The following is a 13,136-nucleotide window of genomic DNA, read 5'->3' on the forward strand; positions in this document are numbered from 1 at the left end:
TCTGTTTGTTAGGGCAGCCCGGCCGCAGCGCTGGCTTCCGGCACCGGTCCGGCGGCGGCCTCCGGTTCCCCGGAGGCGAAGTACTCCGCAATGCCGGCGGATTCCGCCAGGACCGTTTCCGCAGAAACCAGGTCCGTTGCCTGTTCGGTGAGCAGAGCAGTCCAGGCGTCGAGGATCTCCTGCGCCCGGCCCGACTCGTAAAGCTCTGTCCGAAGGTCCGTCAGGGCCTGTTCATATGTGGCCTCGAGTTCCGCGTCCGCATGGAATCTCGTGGTGAGTGGATTATTGGCTGATCCGGGCATGCCGGCACCGTTCCGTTCCGTCCCGTCCGCCGGGAGCTGCGCTCCGGCAGGCGGCTCAGTGCCGCCGGGAAGGCCGTCGGGAGGTTCCATCCCCTCGGGCGGTTCCATTCCCTCCGGGAAACCCTCCGGCGGCTGGCTCCCGCCCATACCGCTCATACCGCCGAAGGCCAGGTTCAGATCCCACGTGACGACGGTCATTCTGCCGGTCCCTGAGTCGTAGCGCAGGTAGGAGTTGTTGCCCGGGCCGTCAATGTCGTCCATGTTTCCCAGCAGTTCCTGGGCTGCCAGGTAGCGGGCAAAGGCATCGACATCAAGGTGGTCAGCCAGGTGGGCGCTGAAGTCCTCGTCGGTGGAGTTATTGATGAAGTCCAGGAACTCGATCACCGGCTGCAGATCTTCAGTCTCGCCGGCCTTTTGCTCAAAGACATCTGTGTAGGATTCTGTATCCTCTCCGCGGTAGGTGTAGTCGCCGGTGCTTTCAGCCTTGTACGTGCTGCCCCCGGCGCCGAAGGTGTCCTCATTCCAGAAGTCGTCGTCGGGCGACTCGATGACCAGTCGCAGCTGCTGGGCGCTGCCGTTGACACTGAAGCGGGTGGCGGACGCTTCGAGCGTCGCGAGGTCAGAGGCTCCGATCAGTTCCAAGGCAAGTGCCTCGTTGAGGGAACTCTCGCTGTTGTTGCCCCGGACAACCAGATCTGTCCGGCCCTGGTATTCCTGCCCGTCAACGTACTTGTCGGTGCGGATGAGCCAGGGAAGGGTTTCGGGCTGCTCGGAGGTGCCGCCGCCGTCTCCGCCCTGGCCGGAGAGTCCGTTCAGGCTGGAGTTGCCTTTCAGCCGCAGTCCAACGTCTTCCAGTACGGTGCCGTCGATGGTCACTGCCGCGGAGATCCAGTCCTTGTCACCGGAGGCGCTGTAGGCAGCCAGCATCGCCTGGTAGTCCTCGTCGCTGAACTCGACACTGATCTCGTGCACCAGGGAATCGTCGAAGAAGGCGATTGCTGAATCCTCCGGGGGAGGCGATCCTTCGCTGGCGACGGTGCCGCAGCCGCCGACGACCAGGGCCAGTGAGAGGGCGGCGGCGGTCAGAGCCGAACGTGGCCGGTGCGGGCCGGAGAAGGCCAGGACGGGTGCTTTTTTAAGGGGAATCACGGGGGAAGCTCCTTCTGAGTGCCGAAACGGGGGCTGCGCTGATGGGTTCACTGTGCGTCCTCCGGACGCAGGGCGAATCCGGCGGTGAGTGTGCGGTGCCAGCGGTTGGACGGCAGGTCCGGACACAGTGCGGCGAGCCCGGTCGCAAACTTGGAAATGCGGCACGGGCGGACGCCGTGGGCCCAGAGGTGCCGGTCGAGGGCTCCCGCGGTGGAACCGGATTTGGTTTCCACCACCACCTTGCGGTCCAGGGTCCAGCCATGGTTCCCCGGGATCCGCCAGGTAACGTCCGAATCGATCGTTGCGCGGCTGCCGGAGCCGGGAAGAAACAGAGTCGTGCGGGCATATCCGGTTTCCAACACCGGACCCAGCAACGTGAGAGCAGGCAGTGTCCCGAAAGCGCCCAGGGTTTCGGCGATGTAGTCCAGGCCCGCGGGGGTGAGCCGGCTCCGGTCCGCCAGGCCGTAGGGAATACGCTCCTTCACGGTTGCTGAGCGGGCCCCTTCGGTCTTGACCTCCAGGAAGCTCAACGCGCTTTCCTTATAGGTGCGGGTGCGGATTTTGTATCTCCTGCGCCGTCCGTGCGCGGCCAGCAGATAGCTTTCCCGGGCGGGGGTGTCGAAGTAGACAGAGTCATAGGTGAAGGAACGCAGGCCGGCCATCTCCAGAACCATCGCACGGGCCGGCAGTGAGGCGAAGATCGTGTCCGCCAAAGCGGAGTCCACCAGGTACTTGCGGTCCACCCGGGTTTGGAGGGCAGCGGAAGTATTCAGCTCGTCGAGACCGATTGCCGGCAGCGCGTCCGGGAAAGTCGGCTTCTTATCCGGGCGGTGGAACGTTCCGGTGCTCATACGGTGCGGGTGGGGAAGGCCGGATCCTGGGCCGGATAAGCGGCTGCGGCTGCTTCTGCTGGCACCGGCCTCGGCAGCCCGGTACCCGGCTGGCTTGAGTAGCGGACGTCAACGATCGTTTTGTCATTGACCAGGTCCAGTTCGAGCACGGTGGCGGAGTGCACCTCGCCGCCCAATACCTCCCGCAGCCGCCGGTACAGCTCGTCTTCGCGGCTGACGGCCTGGTCCAGGACAACCCTCTGGTGCCGGTAGGCGGGAAGCACCCGCGGATGGTCACCCACGAACATAACTCCGAGGATCAGGACGATGAGGGCCGGTGCGAGCCAGGAAGGGGTGCTGCCGATGCCCGAGATGAGTCCGATCGCCAGCGCTGAGAAATAGTAGGCAACCTCGTGCTGCTCAAGCTCGGTGGAGCGCAGCCGGATGATGGAAAGCACTCCGAACAGTCCGAGGCCCAGCCCTGCTGTGGCAGCCGAACCACTGAGCACGGACGCCACTGCGAAGACTCCCACGTTGATACCCAGGTAGGAGACAGCGAGGTCCCTGCGGCGGTGCCGCCGCAGGTACAGGCCGAAAGTCAGCAGGAAGATTGCGGCAAGATCTGCCGCTGCCATGGTCACAATATTCATGCGGTGTTCTCCGAAAATTCATGGTGGGGGAGAATCCATGCTTGCAAACCATGCTGTGCTGGGGCTTTGCCAGGGTTAGCCGCAGGTTGTTGTGACCCGCGGAACAGAACCGCTACCTGGCCTGTTGGCCCGCCCTCCGCCGGGCCCGCCTGCGGTGGGCATAAATCCTGGCCCGGTCGCTGGACAGGGCCAGGAGGATCAGCACGTCGAGGGCGTACGCCGGGCGCTCACCCTGCAGGGTGCCGGGGCCGCCGGTGACGAACGATAACCCCTGCAGCAGGATTGATGCCGTGCTGAAGGCCATGGCGGTCAGCCTGGCCCCGTTGCTTCCGCGCAGGATCAGCACGGCGAGGGCCGCTTCAACACACGCAAAGAGCACCAGCCCTGTGCCGATGGGTACGTAGGCCTGCGTTGCGTCCAGCACCTGCTGGTCCTGGCCCATCAGATCGCCGATCCAGGTTCCTTCCGTTGAGCCGGTCAGCAGCACACCGGAGACGGCCAGTGCAGCGATCATCCGGAGCAGTACCAGGGCGGAGCCGACAACCGTGGGCGCGGGCAGCCGGTCACGGCTGTCCGGCGGAACCACCGCGGGCACGGCAGGCATCGGCAGCGCGGTCAGGTCCACGATCGGCAGGTCGCCGTCGGTCTGAATCGAATCTCCGCCGCCGTTCCGGGAGTGGTATCCGGTGGAGTAGTCCTTGATAACGTGCACTACCGCCGCCGGTGACGCCTGGGTGACGGTGTCGAGGACGTGGTCCCGTTCCTGATCCACGTTGGGGCTGATCCGGTGGGTGACCTGAAGCGTGAAGTAGGAAAGTCCGACGGCGCGGTCATACGAGGCGGCAGCGAGCCAGTCCACGGCGATGCCGCCGGGCAGCATCCACCCCTGCGGGCATTTCCAGAACCGGATGTGGTGCCGCCGGCCGGGGGTGCCGTCCACCTCCTGCTGGTAGGCGAAGTCCTCCTGCCGGTCGAACAGCAGCAGCGGGCTGACCGGCGCTGCGTCGTAGCTCCGGCGCAGGACCGTGGAGGTGATGATGCGCCAGCTGCTGGACAGGCTGACCGGATCCGCCTCGGTCCAGCCAGCCCGCACCATGGCCCCGCGCAGCTGGTCCGCTTCGCCCAGGAAGGCGAGATTCACCGGGTCACCGAAAAGACCGTCGCTGGTCCGGGTGCGCCCCATGAAGTAGTTGGGTACATAGATCCGGGTCAGGATCCGGTGCAGGCGGGGCAGCACCAGGTACGCGAGGGCCGCCCAGAAGACAATCAGGAACCAGATGCGTTGCCAGCTCAGGCTCTCGTCGAGGAGCAGGAAAGCGAACCACACAGCCGCGATCCCACCGAAAACGAAAAACGCCCAGTCCAGGACGGTGGCCGAAACGGGCGGGTCGGCGTCGTCGTCCGCGGGTGATGCACCGCTCTGCGTCATAGCCACACACTCACCGTCCGCTGGGAGGTGAGTCAACCCCGGCCGGGCCTATTGGCCGATTCCCACGAGGCCCACCATGAGCGGAAGGATCGCGATGATCAGGATGGCGCCGAGGATGTCGAAGACCAGCCCGGTCCGGATCATGCGAATGATGGGCACGGCGCCGGAGCCGTAGACGATCGCGTTCTGCGGCGTGGACACGGGCAGCATAAAGCCAAACGATGCGGCGAAGGTCGCCGCCAGGGCGGGGACGAAGGGGTCCAGGCCCATGGCAGTGCACAGCGGAATGACGATGGGCACCACGACGGCGGCAGAGGCTGTGTTGCTGGTGGTCTCGGAGATAAGGATCGCCAGCAGGGTCGAAAACGCCGTGATGGCCAGCAGGCTGGAGATACCCAGGCTGTCGGCTGCTGTGGTTCCGATGGTTTCGGCGAGGCCGGTTTCGGCCAGCAGAGCGCCAAAGATGATGCCGGTGCCGAAGAGCAGGATGGTTCCCCAATCGATCTTGGCCGCGTCCGTCCAGGTCAGGGTGGCCTTCCGTTCCTTCCAGTTGGTGGGAAGGATAAACAGCAGGGAAGCGCCGAGCACCGCGACGATCCCTTCGTCGAGCCGGTCATCCATAAACGCATAGACCTCTGAATCCGTCCCCGCCACCAGGCTGACGACGGCCGGCGCGAGCCAGAGCGCCACCGTGGTGCCGAACGCAATCAGTGTGTTGATTTCCGCGCGGCTCATTTTGCCGTGCTGGGCCCGCTGCTCCCGGATGTATTCCTCCACCCCTTCGATCCGCCGCACCTCCGGCCGGTTCAGCAGGAACATCACCAGGACCAGGACGATGAACATGCCCAGGCACAGCGGGGCTGCTGCGGCCATCCACTGGGCGAAGGAGATACGTTCCCCGGTGGCTTCCTCGATCAGGCCCCGGCCGATCAGGTTGGGCGGTGAACCAACCGGCGTGAGCAGCCCGCCCACGCTGGCCCCGTAAGCCAGCATCAGCATGAGTGCCGCGCCCACCCGGAGGCGCAGTGGATCGAAGTCGGGGCGCACCTCGCCGCGGTCCTGCATGAGCTTGGCAATAACAACGAGGATGCCCAGTGCCGTGGGAAGCAGCATGGCCACGGTTGCGGTGTTGGAGACGAACGCCGAGAGCAGGCAGGTGATCACGCCAAACGCGGCAATCACGCGGTAGGTGGACCGGCCGACGCCGGGAATGGACAGCACCGCGAACGCCAGCCGCCGTGCCAGGCCGTGTTTCAGCATCGCCTGCGCCAGGATGAACGCACCGATAAAGGTGAAGATTGTGGTGGAGCCAAATGGTGCCAGGACCGCGCTGGCGGGGGCAACCCCGAGGATCACCACGGCCGCAACGCCGATCAGGCCGCCCACAGGAATGGGAACCGGTTCGCAGATCCACAGCACGATCACCCCGAGCAGGATGGCCGCCAGCAGCTGCTGCGTCGGGTCCATCTCCGAAGGCCACAGGGCGAAGACAACCGCTATGGCAGGTGCGAGGAAGAACCCGGTTGTCTGGCGCGCCCGTTCAAAGCGTTCCTCGCGGGGTGAGAGGGTCTGCTCGCTCAGCGTGCGGAACGTCCGTCCGCCCAGCAGGGCGGCTTCGACATCCGTCCGATCCGGCTGGTCCCCGCTGGTCCGGGCGGAAGAAAGGTCCTGGGACATCGGGGTCCTCCGGGTCGCGTTGTAGGTGGAAGCGGCACGGGCGCAGGCCGCGGTTCCGCCAAAGTAGCGGCTGCGTGCCAGTGTGCCCAGAGATGCAGCCCGGATTCGACGGGCTGAAGTGAGAACGGCTGCCCGGTGCCGTTACAACGGGTTAGGCTCCGGGCAAACTGCTCAGCAAATTTCAGGAAGGAAGAAGCTATGGAGCACGGTCAGGTCTTCCGGATAGCGGCGATTCCCGGTGACGGCGTTGGTGCCGAGGTGGTGGCGGCAGGCCGGCAGGTACTGGAGAGCATGGTGCAGGCCTCGGGCGGAAAGTTCAGCATCGAGTGGATCAGTTTTCCCTGGGGCAGCGCCTACTATGCCGAACACGGCGTGATGATGGACCCCAAAGGCCTGGAAATGCTGCAGGATACGGACGCCATCTTCTTCGGGGCAGTGGGCTGGGAAAACGTGCCGGACCACACCAGTCTCTGGGGGCTGCGGCTCAACATCACGCAGAACTTTGACCAGTGGGCCAACATCCGGCCGGTGAAATTCCTGCCCGGCATCCAGTCACCGCTCGGGCGCACCGACACAGCCGATCTGGACTGGGTGGTGGTGCGGGAGAACAGTGAGGGGGAGTACGCCGGGCTCGGCGGCCGTAATCTTTCCGGACGTGGACCCGGCAGCGAGGTCGCGGTGCAGACCGCGCTGTTCACGGAGTCAGGGTGCGAGCGGATCATCCGGTTTGCCTTCGAGCTGGCACGCTCCCGTCCCGTCCGCAAGGTCTCCTCGGTCACTAAGTCCAACGCGCAGCAGTACGGGATGGTCCTCTGGGATGAAGTATTCCGCCGGGTAGCGGCCGACTACCCGGAGGTGGAGACTGAAAGCGTGCTGGTGGACGCCATGAGTGCCAGGTTCGTCCTGCAGCCGGACCGGCTTTCCGTAGTTGTGGCGTCGAACCTGTTCGCCGACATCCTCTCCGACCTCGGCTCGGCACTGGCCGGCAGCCTGGGCCTGGCGGCCAGCGCCAACCTGAACCCGGAGCGGCGGTTCCCTTCCATGTTCGAGCCGGTCCACGGGTCTGCCCCGGACATTGCCGGCCAGGGAATCAGCAATCCCGTGGGGGCGATCGCCAGCGCCGCCCTGATGCTGGAGCATCTGGGACTTCCGGAGGAAGCACGCCGGCTGGAAGCCGCGATTGAAACGGTCACGGCCGCGGGAACCAAAACACGCGACGTCGGCGGCACCGCCGGCACCCAGGAGGTCACTGACGCTGTGGTCGCTGCCCTTCTGAGCCAGGATGCCGCCGACGGGCCGGAACGGTAACTGCCGGCTGCCCGCCGCCCATGAGGGCGGTCCGGCCGCTTCCCTTAGGCGGGCAGGAAGATCCCGGAAAGGAACTCATCCAGCTCGGCAAACGCATCCAGCGGCAGCACGTGCGCGACGTACTGGTCCGGCCGCACCAGGACCAGTACACCCTGGGAGCGGTCGATGCCGCGCACCTCGAAAATGTCCTCCGACTTCGGGTCCGGAGTGAACATCTTCTCGTAGTCGATAAGCCCGAACGGACCCTTCCGGGGCAGCAGGAACGCCGGCATCTCGTTGAGCATCAGGTCCCGGTGGTGCTGCTGGAACACGGCGCGGACGTCGAACACGGCATCCGGGTCGGCGCCCTGCGGTGTGAACCGGCGGACCGGAGCGTCCGCTGATTCCAGGTGGCGGCAAAGTGCCGCGAGGCGGGAACCCGCCGCCGTGGGGGCCGCAGCGTCGGCAAAGGCGTACAACCGCCAGCGGCCGTCGGCTTCGGCTGTGTGCCCCAGCCCGAGCGGCTTGGCGTCGGCCAGCCGGAGGACCGGTGCAGAGTGGAACCGTTCACCGACGGGGAAGCCCTTCGCCAGGTGCTCATGGGTATCGGCCCCGGTGATCATGGAGACCTGGTAGTCGGTGGCGAAACCGGCCGTGAACCGGCCCGCTTCGACGAACTGCCGCTCCACTTCGGCCGGATCCACACCGTCCTGGCCCGCGGCGTCGGGGTCCTTGGGTTTGGAGCCCATGGTCTTGGACCAGCGGGTGTCGAAGTCGATGAGTTCCTGGGCGATGGCCTGGCGTTCACCCGTGTAGGTGTCCAGCAGGCTGGCGGGGCTGCGGCCCTCGAGCACGGCAGCGAGTTTCCAGCCAAGGTTGAATCCGTCCTGCATGGAGACGTTCATGCCCTGGCCGGCCTTGGCGCTGTGCGTGTGGCAGGCATCGCCGGCAATAAAGACCCGAGGGGTGCGCATGCCGCGCTCGGCGGGCGGAACGTCGTCGAACCGGTCCGCGACCCGCTGGCCAACCTCATACACCGACCACCAGGCGACGTCCTTGACCTCCAGGGTGTAGGGGCGCAGCACGTTCTGCGCGGTCTGGATGATGTGGTCCACGGTGAACCGGCTGCGGGCCTCACGGTCCGCCGGATCCAGGTCGCCCAGGTCCACGTAGAAGCGGGTCAGATACCCGCCCTCCCGAGGGATGAGCAGAATGTTGCCGCCGGCGGACTGGATGGCAGCCTTCAGGCGGATATCCGGGAAATCGGTGACGGCCAGGACGTCCATCACACCCCAGGCGTGGTTGCGGGCGTCGCCGGCCAGCTCGACGCCGATCGACTTCCGGACGGCGCTGCGGGCGCCGTCGCAGCCCACCACATACCTGGCCTTTACCGTGAGGGGAGAACCGGCGTCGTCCCCGGCGTTTTCGGTGGTCCGCTGCAGGGTGGCCGTCACCGGGTAGTCGCCGCCGTCTGCCACCTCGACGCTGAGGGCCTCCAGGCCGTAATCCGGCTCCAGCCGGCTGGGGGAGTTGCGCATCCGTTCCAACAGGAAGTCCTGCATCCGGGCCTGGTTGACGATCACGTGCGGGTATTCGGAGAGCCCGTCCGCGACGTCCTGCACCCGGCCGCTGCGGATGATGGCGCTGCGGTCCGCGGCGCCGGGCCGCCAGAAGGAGGTCTCGTTGACCCAGTAGGCTTCGCGCAGCAGCCGCTCTGCAAGTCCAAAGGCATTAAACATTTCCACCGTTCGGCAGGCGACGCCGTCGGCCTGGCCCTTTTCCAGCACGCCGCCCCGGCGCTCCACCACCCGGGTGGTGATGCCCGGGAACTCGGCGAGCTGGGCGGCGAGCACCAGCCCGGCCGGGCCGGTCCCTACAATCAGGACGTCCACTTCGGTGGGCAGAGCAGCTGCATTCTCCCGGCCGGGTGCTGCGGGACGGATGTCTGGGTCGCCGGGGCGGTAGCCGTCGGAATAGAACTGCACTGTTGCTCCTGCTGGTCGGCGGGCGTATGTGCCCGAAGTATTACCGCGCCGCCGCAGGCGCTGGCACAACCCTAGTGATCCAGCCGACACTTTCGGTAGATGATTCCGCTGTGCAGAATCAGGCGCCCTTACCTGCCGGGAGATGTCCCTGCGCCTGCAGGTCGAGCAGCAGCGACCGGCAGCAGGACACCAGTGCCGCGGTCGACGCCGGGTCCTGGATCTGTGCCGCCCGGGACAAGGGTGCGCTCAGGGAGACAGCCAGGACAGCGGGGCGGTTTCCGGGCGACAGCGGGGCACCCACCGCCGCCAGATCGGGCTCGGTCCGGCCCAGATTGACGGCGAACCCGAGCCTGCGCACCTCGTCCAGCTCGGCCAGAAGGTCCATTACGGCATCCGCGGACAGTGCTGAACCGCCGCTCGGCGCCTGGCGCGAGCAGACTGCGGAGACCATGTGGTCCGGAAGCGTGGAGAGGATGGCTTTGCCGGCGGCGGAGACATGGGCGGGCAGGATGGTTCCCGCGCGGTTGCCGACCCGCAGCAGCTGCGGGCCTTCCACGGTGGCCAGGTAGCGGGCCGTGGCACCGACCCGCTCCACCAGGTTCACTGTCTCCTGCACCGCGGCCGCCAGTTCTTCCAGGTGCGGCCGTGCAGCGGCGATCAGTGCCCGTTCGGCGCTGGCAGCAGGTTCCGGGTGAAGGGCCGGCCCGGCGCAGTAGCGGTGCTGATCGTCCTGCAGGGCGAATCCCCGGTAGACGAGGGTGGACATCAGCCGGTGCGCCGTGGAGGGTGCGACGCCGAGCGCCTTGGCTGCTTCGCCGATGCGGAGCCATTCGGTTTCCTGCAGGAGGAGGATCAGCTGCAGCGCCCGGTCCGCGGCGTCCACGGCATAACCGGGCTTCTTGACGATCCTGATGTTCTGCACAGCAGAATCCTAACCCGCGGGGCCCTGCACCTATCAGCATCAGCTGCCGTGTGTGATTCGTTACTTAATTAGTTGTCTCAAGCAACTAGTTTATATAGTTGACGTAAATCAACTACCAAGCAGGAGCCAGATGCCGCCCGCAGAACGTACCTCTACACAAACGCCGCAAAAGCCCTCGATCGGCAAAACGCCCAAGCGGACTGTTTCGCCTGACGGCAGCATGACCCACCGGCAGGTGCTGGAAGCCCTTTCGGGGCTGCTCCTGGGCATGTTCGTGTCCATCCTCGCCGGTACCGTGGTCTCCACGTCGCTGCCGCTGATCATCTCCGACCTCGACGGGGACCAGTCCGCCTACACCTGGGTGGTGACCGGCACGCTGCTCGCGACCACCGTATCCACTCCGCTGTGGGGCAAGTTCGCAGACCTGTTCAACCGCAAGCTGCTCATCCAGCTTGCGCTGGGCGTCTTCGTGCTCGGGTCCGCACTGGCCGGCTTCTCCCAGGACACCGGAACGCTGATTGTCTTCCGCGTGCTTCAGGGCCTGGGCGCCGGCGGTATGGCGGCCCTGAGCCAGATCATCATGGCGGACATCATCAGCCCGCGTGACCGCGGCAAGTATGCCGGCCTGTTCGGCGCTGTGATGGCCGTTGGAACCGTCGGCGGACCGCTGCTTGGCGGCGTCGTCACGGATGCCTTCGGATGGCGCTGGAACTTCTTCATCGCCCTGCCGGTTGCCGTTGCCGCGATCATCCTGCTGCAGCTCACCCTGCACCTGCCCAAGCACCCCAAGCGCAAGGTCCACATTGACTACCTGGGTGCGGTCCTGATCGCCGGCGGCGTCTCCATGCTGATGATCTGGGTAACCCTGGCAGGGAACCAGTTCGGCTGGGCCTCCCTGGCCTCGTTCCTGATGGTCGCGGGTTCCGCAGTGCTGCTGATCGCCGCCGTGCTGGTGGAGTTCAAGTCGCCTGAGCCGATCATTCCGCTGTCCATGTTCAAGAACCGCACCTTCACGCTTGCCGTCGTGGCCAGCATCTCCGTGGGTGTCTCCATGTTCGGCACATCGGTGTTCCTGGCCCAGTACATGCAGCTGGCCCGCGGGGCCACCCCCACCGAGTCGGGCCTGCTTACCATTCCGATGATGGCCGGGCTCCTGATCTCCTCCACCCTGTTCGGCACGGTCATTAGCCGCACCGGCAAGTGGAAGGCCATCATGGTGTCCGGGGCCGTTCTCGCGGTGGTCGGAACCGTACTGCTGAGCACCCTGGACTACCAGACCAGCCTGGTGCTCGTGGGTATCTACATGGCCATCCTCGGTGCCGGCCTGGGCATGCTGATGCAGAACCTGGTGCTGGTGGTCCAGAACTCCATCGAGGTGAAGAACCTCGGCGTTGCCACCAGTGCCGTAACCTTCTTCCGCAGCCTTGGCGGCACGGTGGGCGTTTCGGTCCTGGGATCGGTGCTTGGCACCATCGTGTCTTCCCAGATCAAGGACGGCATCGGTGCGCTGGCCCCCGCTGATCAGGCAGCGGCAGCCGCGGCCCTGGGCAGCGGGACCATTCCCAAGGTGTCGGAACTGCCCGGCGCCATCGCCGCCCTCGTGGAAAGCGCCTACGGCGTGGGCGTCGGCTCCGTGTTCCTGTACAGCGTGCCGCTGGCGATCATCACCCTGATCGGCGTTATCTTCCTGCCGAACGCCAGCCTCGGACGGCAGAATGCCGTGCAGCTGAAGAATGCCGCTGCATCGAAGCCGGCGAATCCGGCGGATCCGGCTGCGCCGGCCGCCGCAGCGCCCGCTGCGGTCAGCGGTGCGGTTGCCATCGACGACCCGACCTCGCCCGGCGGAACAGTCAACGAGGAAATTCCGGTCAAATGACTCCGGAGGGAATGACCCGGGAGGAGGCGCTGCAGGAGGTCGAGGACAGCCTGCGGCGGCTCACCGAGCTGGTCCGTGCCCGCATGCGCGCGGCAGCAAAGGACGTTGACCCGGCCCTGTCCCTGTTCGGCCTGAAGGTGCTGCAGCTGCTCAAGGGCGTGGGTCCGCTGCACCCGGGAGCGGCCGCCGAAATGCTGATGGTGGATAAAAGTGTCATCAGCCGGCAGTCCCGCCAGCTCGAGGAATTGGGGCTGATTGAGGTCCAGCCGGACCCCCAGGACGGACGCGCCCGGCTGCTGGTGCTGACGCAGGCTGCGAAGGAGCGGGTCACCGCCGTACGGACCGGGATCATGCTGGACCCCCTGGTGCTGGGCTCCTGGACGATCGAGGAGCTGCACGAATTCGCCGGGTACCTGACGCGGCTAAGCCGCAGCGGGGAACCGGCTTCCGCGGCACCGTCCGCTCTGGCGGAGGTGCGGTAAGCACCTTTCCGCGGCCGCGCATGGTCCACGGCAAAACGGCAACAGGCCGGCACCCCTCGGGTGCCGGCCTGTTGCCGTCAAAGACCTGGCTGTGGAGCTGCCGGGGACCTACGTCCGTGTGGCTGAACACCGGTGATTCGACTCGCGGTAGCCGGTAGCCGGTAGCCGGCATCCGGCTGGCTGGTGCGGGGCAGGAGGGGTCAGGAACCGTGGGGAGGAGTGGGGCCGCCGGGCTTGGCTGGGCCGCCGGGTTGTGAAGCATTCCTGCGTCCGCGGGCCGACAGGAACGAAAAGGCCGTACTGAGCACGAACAACTCACTGACGTAACCCATCGGACTGGCAGGCAGGGGAGCGAACTGGTGGTAGAGCACCAGGGCCGAGACCATCAGGATGGCGGGCTGCGCGCGGCGGACCCATTCGCTGGGAATTTCGCGCGGCCAGGGATAAAAGCCTTCTTCGGCGGCAGAATCGGCGCGGGAGCTCAACATGTACCCATCCTGCCAGAATTGGCGGCGGGACCCGGGCTGGCGGCGTCATGAGCGCTGCG

The 13,136-nt window shown here is 66.2% G+C and carries 11 protein-coding genes; 3 read left to right on the top strand and 8 right to left on the bottom strand.

Features of this window, described 5'->3' with window-relative positions; translation table 11 throughout:
* Positions 1 to 8 precede the first annotated feature (8 nt).
* From ArtHe_RS05375 to ArtHe_RS05395, 5 genes are all read right to left on the bottom strand, one after another.
* Positions 9 to 1,451, bottom strand: a complete 1,443-nt coding sequence (locus ArtHe_RS05375) for a CotH kinase family protein (RefSeq protein WP_248319083.1) — start codon at positions 1,449 to 1,451, stop codon at positions 9 to 11.
* 47 nt (positions 1,452 to 1,498) lie between these two features.
* On the bottom strand, positions 1,499 to 2,302 hold the full coding sequence (locus tag ArtHe_RS05380) for a polyphosphate polymerase domain-containing protein (protein WP_248319084.1): 804 nt from the start codon (positions 2,300 to 2,302) through the stop codon (positions 1,499 to 1,501).
* Complete coding sequence (locus ArtHe_RS05385; protein ID WP_248319085.1) at positions 2,299 to 2,931, bottom strand: DUF4956 domain-containing protein; 633 nt, start codon at positions 2,929 to 2,931, stop codon at positions 2,299 to 2,301. The genes ArtHe_RS05380 and ArtHe_RS05385 overlap by 4 nt, the downstream gene beginning before the upstream one ends.
* Before the next feature lie 112 nt (positions 2,932 to 3,043).
* Complete coding sequence (locus tag ArtHe_RS05390; protein ID WP_248319086.1) at positions 3,044 to 4,360, bottom strand: LssY C-terminal domain-containing protein; 1,317 nt, start codon at positions 4,358 to 4,360, stop codon at positions 3,044 to 3,046.
* A gap of 48 nt (positions 4,361 to 4,408) precedes the next feature.
* Positions 4,409 to 6,037 (bottom strand): DASS family sodium-coupled anion symporter, encoded by a 1,629-nt coding sequence (locus ArtHe_RS05395; RefSeq protein WP_248319087.1) that lies wholly within the window; start codon positions 6,035 to 6,037, stop codon positions 4,409 to 4,411.
* Between the two features lie 198 nt (positions 6,038 to 6,235).
* Here ArtHe_RS05395 and ArtHe_RS05400 point away from each other — a divergent pair, with 198 nt between their 5' ends.
* The gene (locus ArtHe_RS05400; protein WP_248319088.1) at positions 6,236 to 7,345 is read left to right on the top strand and encodes a tartrate dehydrogenase; all 1,110 of its coding nucleotides are present in this window, start codon (positions 6,236 to 6,238) and stop codon (positions 7,343 to 7,345) included.
* Positions 7,346 to 7,389: 44 nt separating this feature from the next.
* Here the strand turns inward: ArtHe_RS05400 and ArtHe_RS05405 are convergent, their stop codons facing one another.
* Entirely contained in the window at positions 7,390 to 9,309 is a 1,920-nt protein-coding gene (locus tag ArtHe_RS05405) for an FAD-binding monooxygenase (RefSeq protein ID WP_248319089.1), read from the bottom strand.
* 118 nt (positions 9,310 to 9,427) lie between these two features.
* Complete coding sequence (locus ArtHe_RS05410; protein WP_248319090.1) at positions 9,428 to 10,231, bottom strand: IclR family transcriptional regulator; 804 nt, start codon at positions 10,229 to 10,231, stop codon at positions 9,428 to 9,430.
* 220 nt (positions 10,232 to 10,451) lie between these two features.
* Here ArtHe_RS05410 and ArtHe_RS05415 point away from each other — a divergent pair, with 220 nt between their 5' ends.
* The gene (locus ArtHe_RS05415; RefSeq protein ID WP_248319678.1) at positions 10,452 to 12,107 is read left to right on the top strand and encodes an MDR family MFS transporter; all 1,656 of its coding nucleotides are present in this window, start codon (positions 10,452 to 10,454) and stop codon (positions 12,105 to 12,107) included.
* The gene (locus ArtHe_RS05420) at positions 12,104 to 12,589 is read left to right on the top strand and encodes a MarR family transcriptional regulator (RefSeq protein ID WP_248319091.1); all 486 of its coding nucleotides are present in this window, start codon (positions 12,104 to 12,106) and stop codon (positions 12,587 to 12,589) included. The genes ArtHe_RS05415 and ArtHe_RS05420 overlap by 4 nt, the downstream gene beginning before the upstream one ends.
* 200 nt (positions 12,590 to 12,789) lie before the next feature.
* Here ArtHe_RS05420 and ArtHe_RS05425 read toward each other — a convergent pair whose 3' ends face one another.
* A complete protein-coding gene (locus ArtHe_RS05425; RefSeq protein WP_248319092.1) occupies positions 12,790 to 13,077 on the bottom strand; it encodes a hypothetical protein in 288 nt (95 codons plus the stop codon).
* Positions 13,078 to 13,136 lie beyond the last annotated feature (59 nt).

It is taken from the genome of Arthrobacter sp. Helios (assembly GCF_023167125.1).
GTDB lineage: Bacteria > Actinomycetota > Actinomycetes > Actinomycetales > Micrococcaceae > Arthrobacter_B > Arthrobacter_B luteolus.

What these genes read in the sequence shown, in the direction of transcription:
- ArtHe_RS05420 (WP_248319091.1), top strand. Translation starts at nt 12,104, where the DNA reads ATGACTCCGGAGGGAATGACCCGGGAGGAGGCGCTGCAGGAGGTCGAG.
- ArtHe_RS05385 (WP_248319085.1), bottom strand. Translation starts at nt 2,931, where the DNA reads ATGAATATTGTGACCATGGCAGCGGCAGATCTTGCCGCAATCTTCCTG.
- ArtHe_RS05380 (WP_248319084.1), bottom strand. Translation starts at nt 2,302, where the DNA reads ATGAGCACCGGAACGTTCCACCGCCCGGATAAGAAGCCGACTTTCCCG.
- ArtHe_RS05395 (WP_248319087.1), bottom strand. Translation starts at nt 6,037, where the DNA reads ATGTCCCAGGACCTTTCTTCCGCCCGGACCAGCGGGGACCAGCCGGAT.
- ArtHe_RS05400 (WP_248319088.1), top strand. Translation starts at nt 6,236, where the DNA reads ATGGAGCACGGTCAGGTCTTCCGGATAGCGGCGATTCCCGGTGACGGC.
- ArtHe_RS05425 (WP_248319092.1), bottom strand. Translation starts at nt 13,077, where the DNA reads ATGTTGAGCTCCCGCGCCGATTCTGCCGCCGAAGAAGGCTTTTATCCC.
- ArtHe_RS05415 (WP_248319678.1), top strand. Translation starts at nt 10,452, where the DNA reads ATGACCCACCGGCAGGTGCTGGAAGCCCTTTCGGGGCTGCTCCTGGGC.
- ArtHe_RS05390 (WP_248319086.1), bottom strand. Translation starts at nt 4,360, where the DNA reads ATGACGCAGAGCGGTGCATCACCCGCGGACGACGACGCCGACCCGCCC.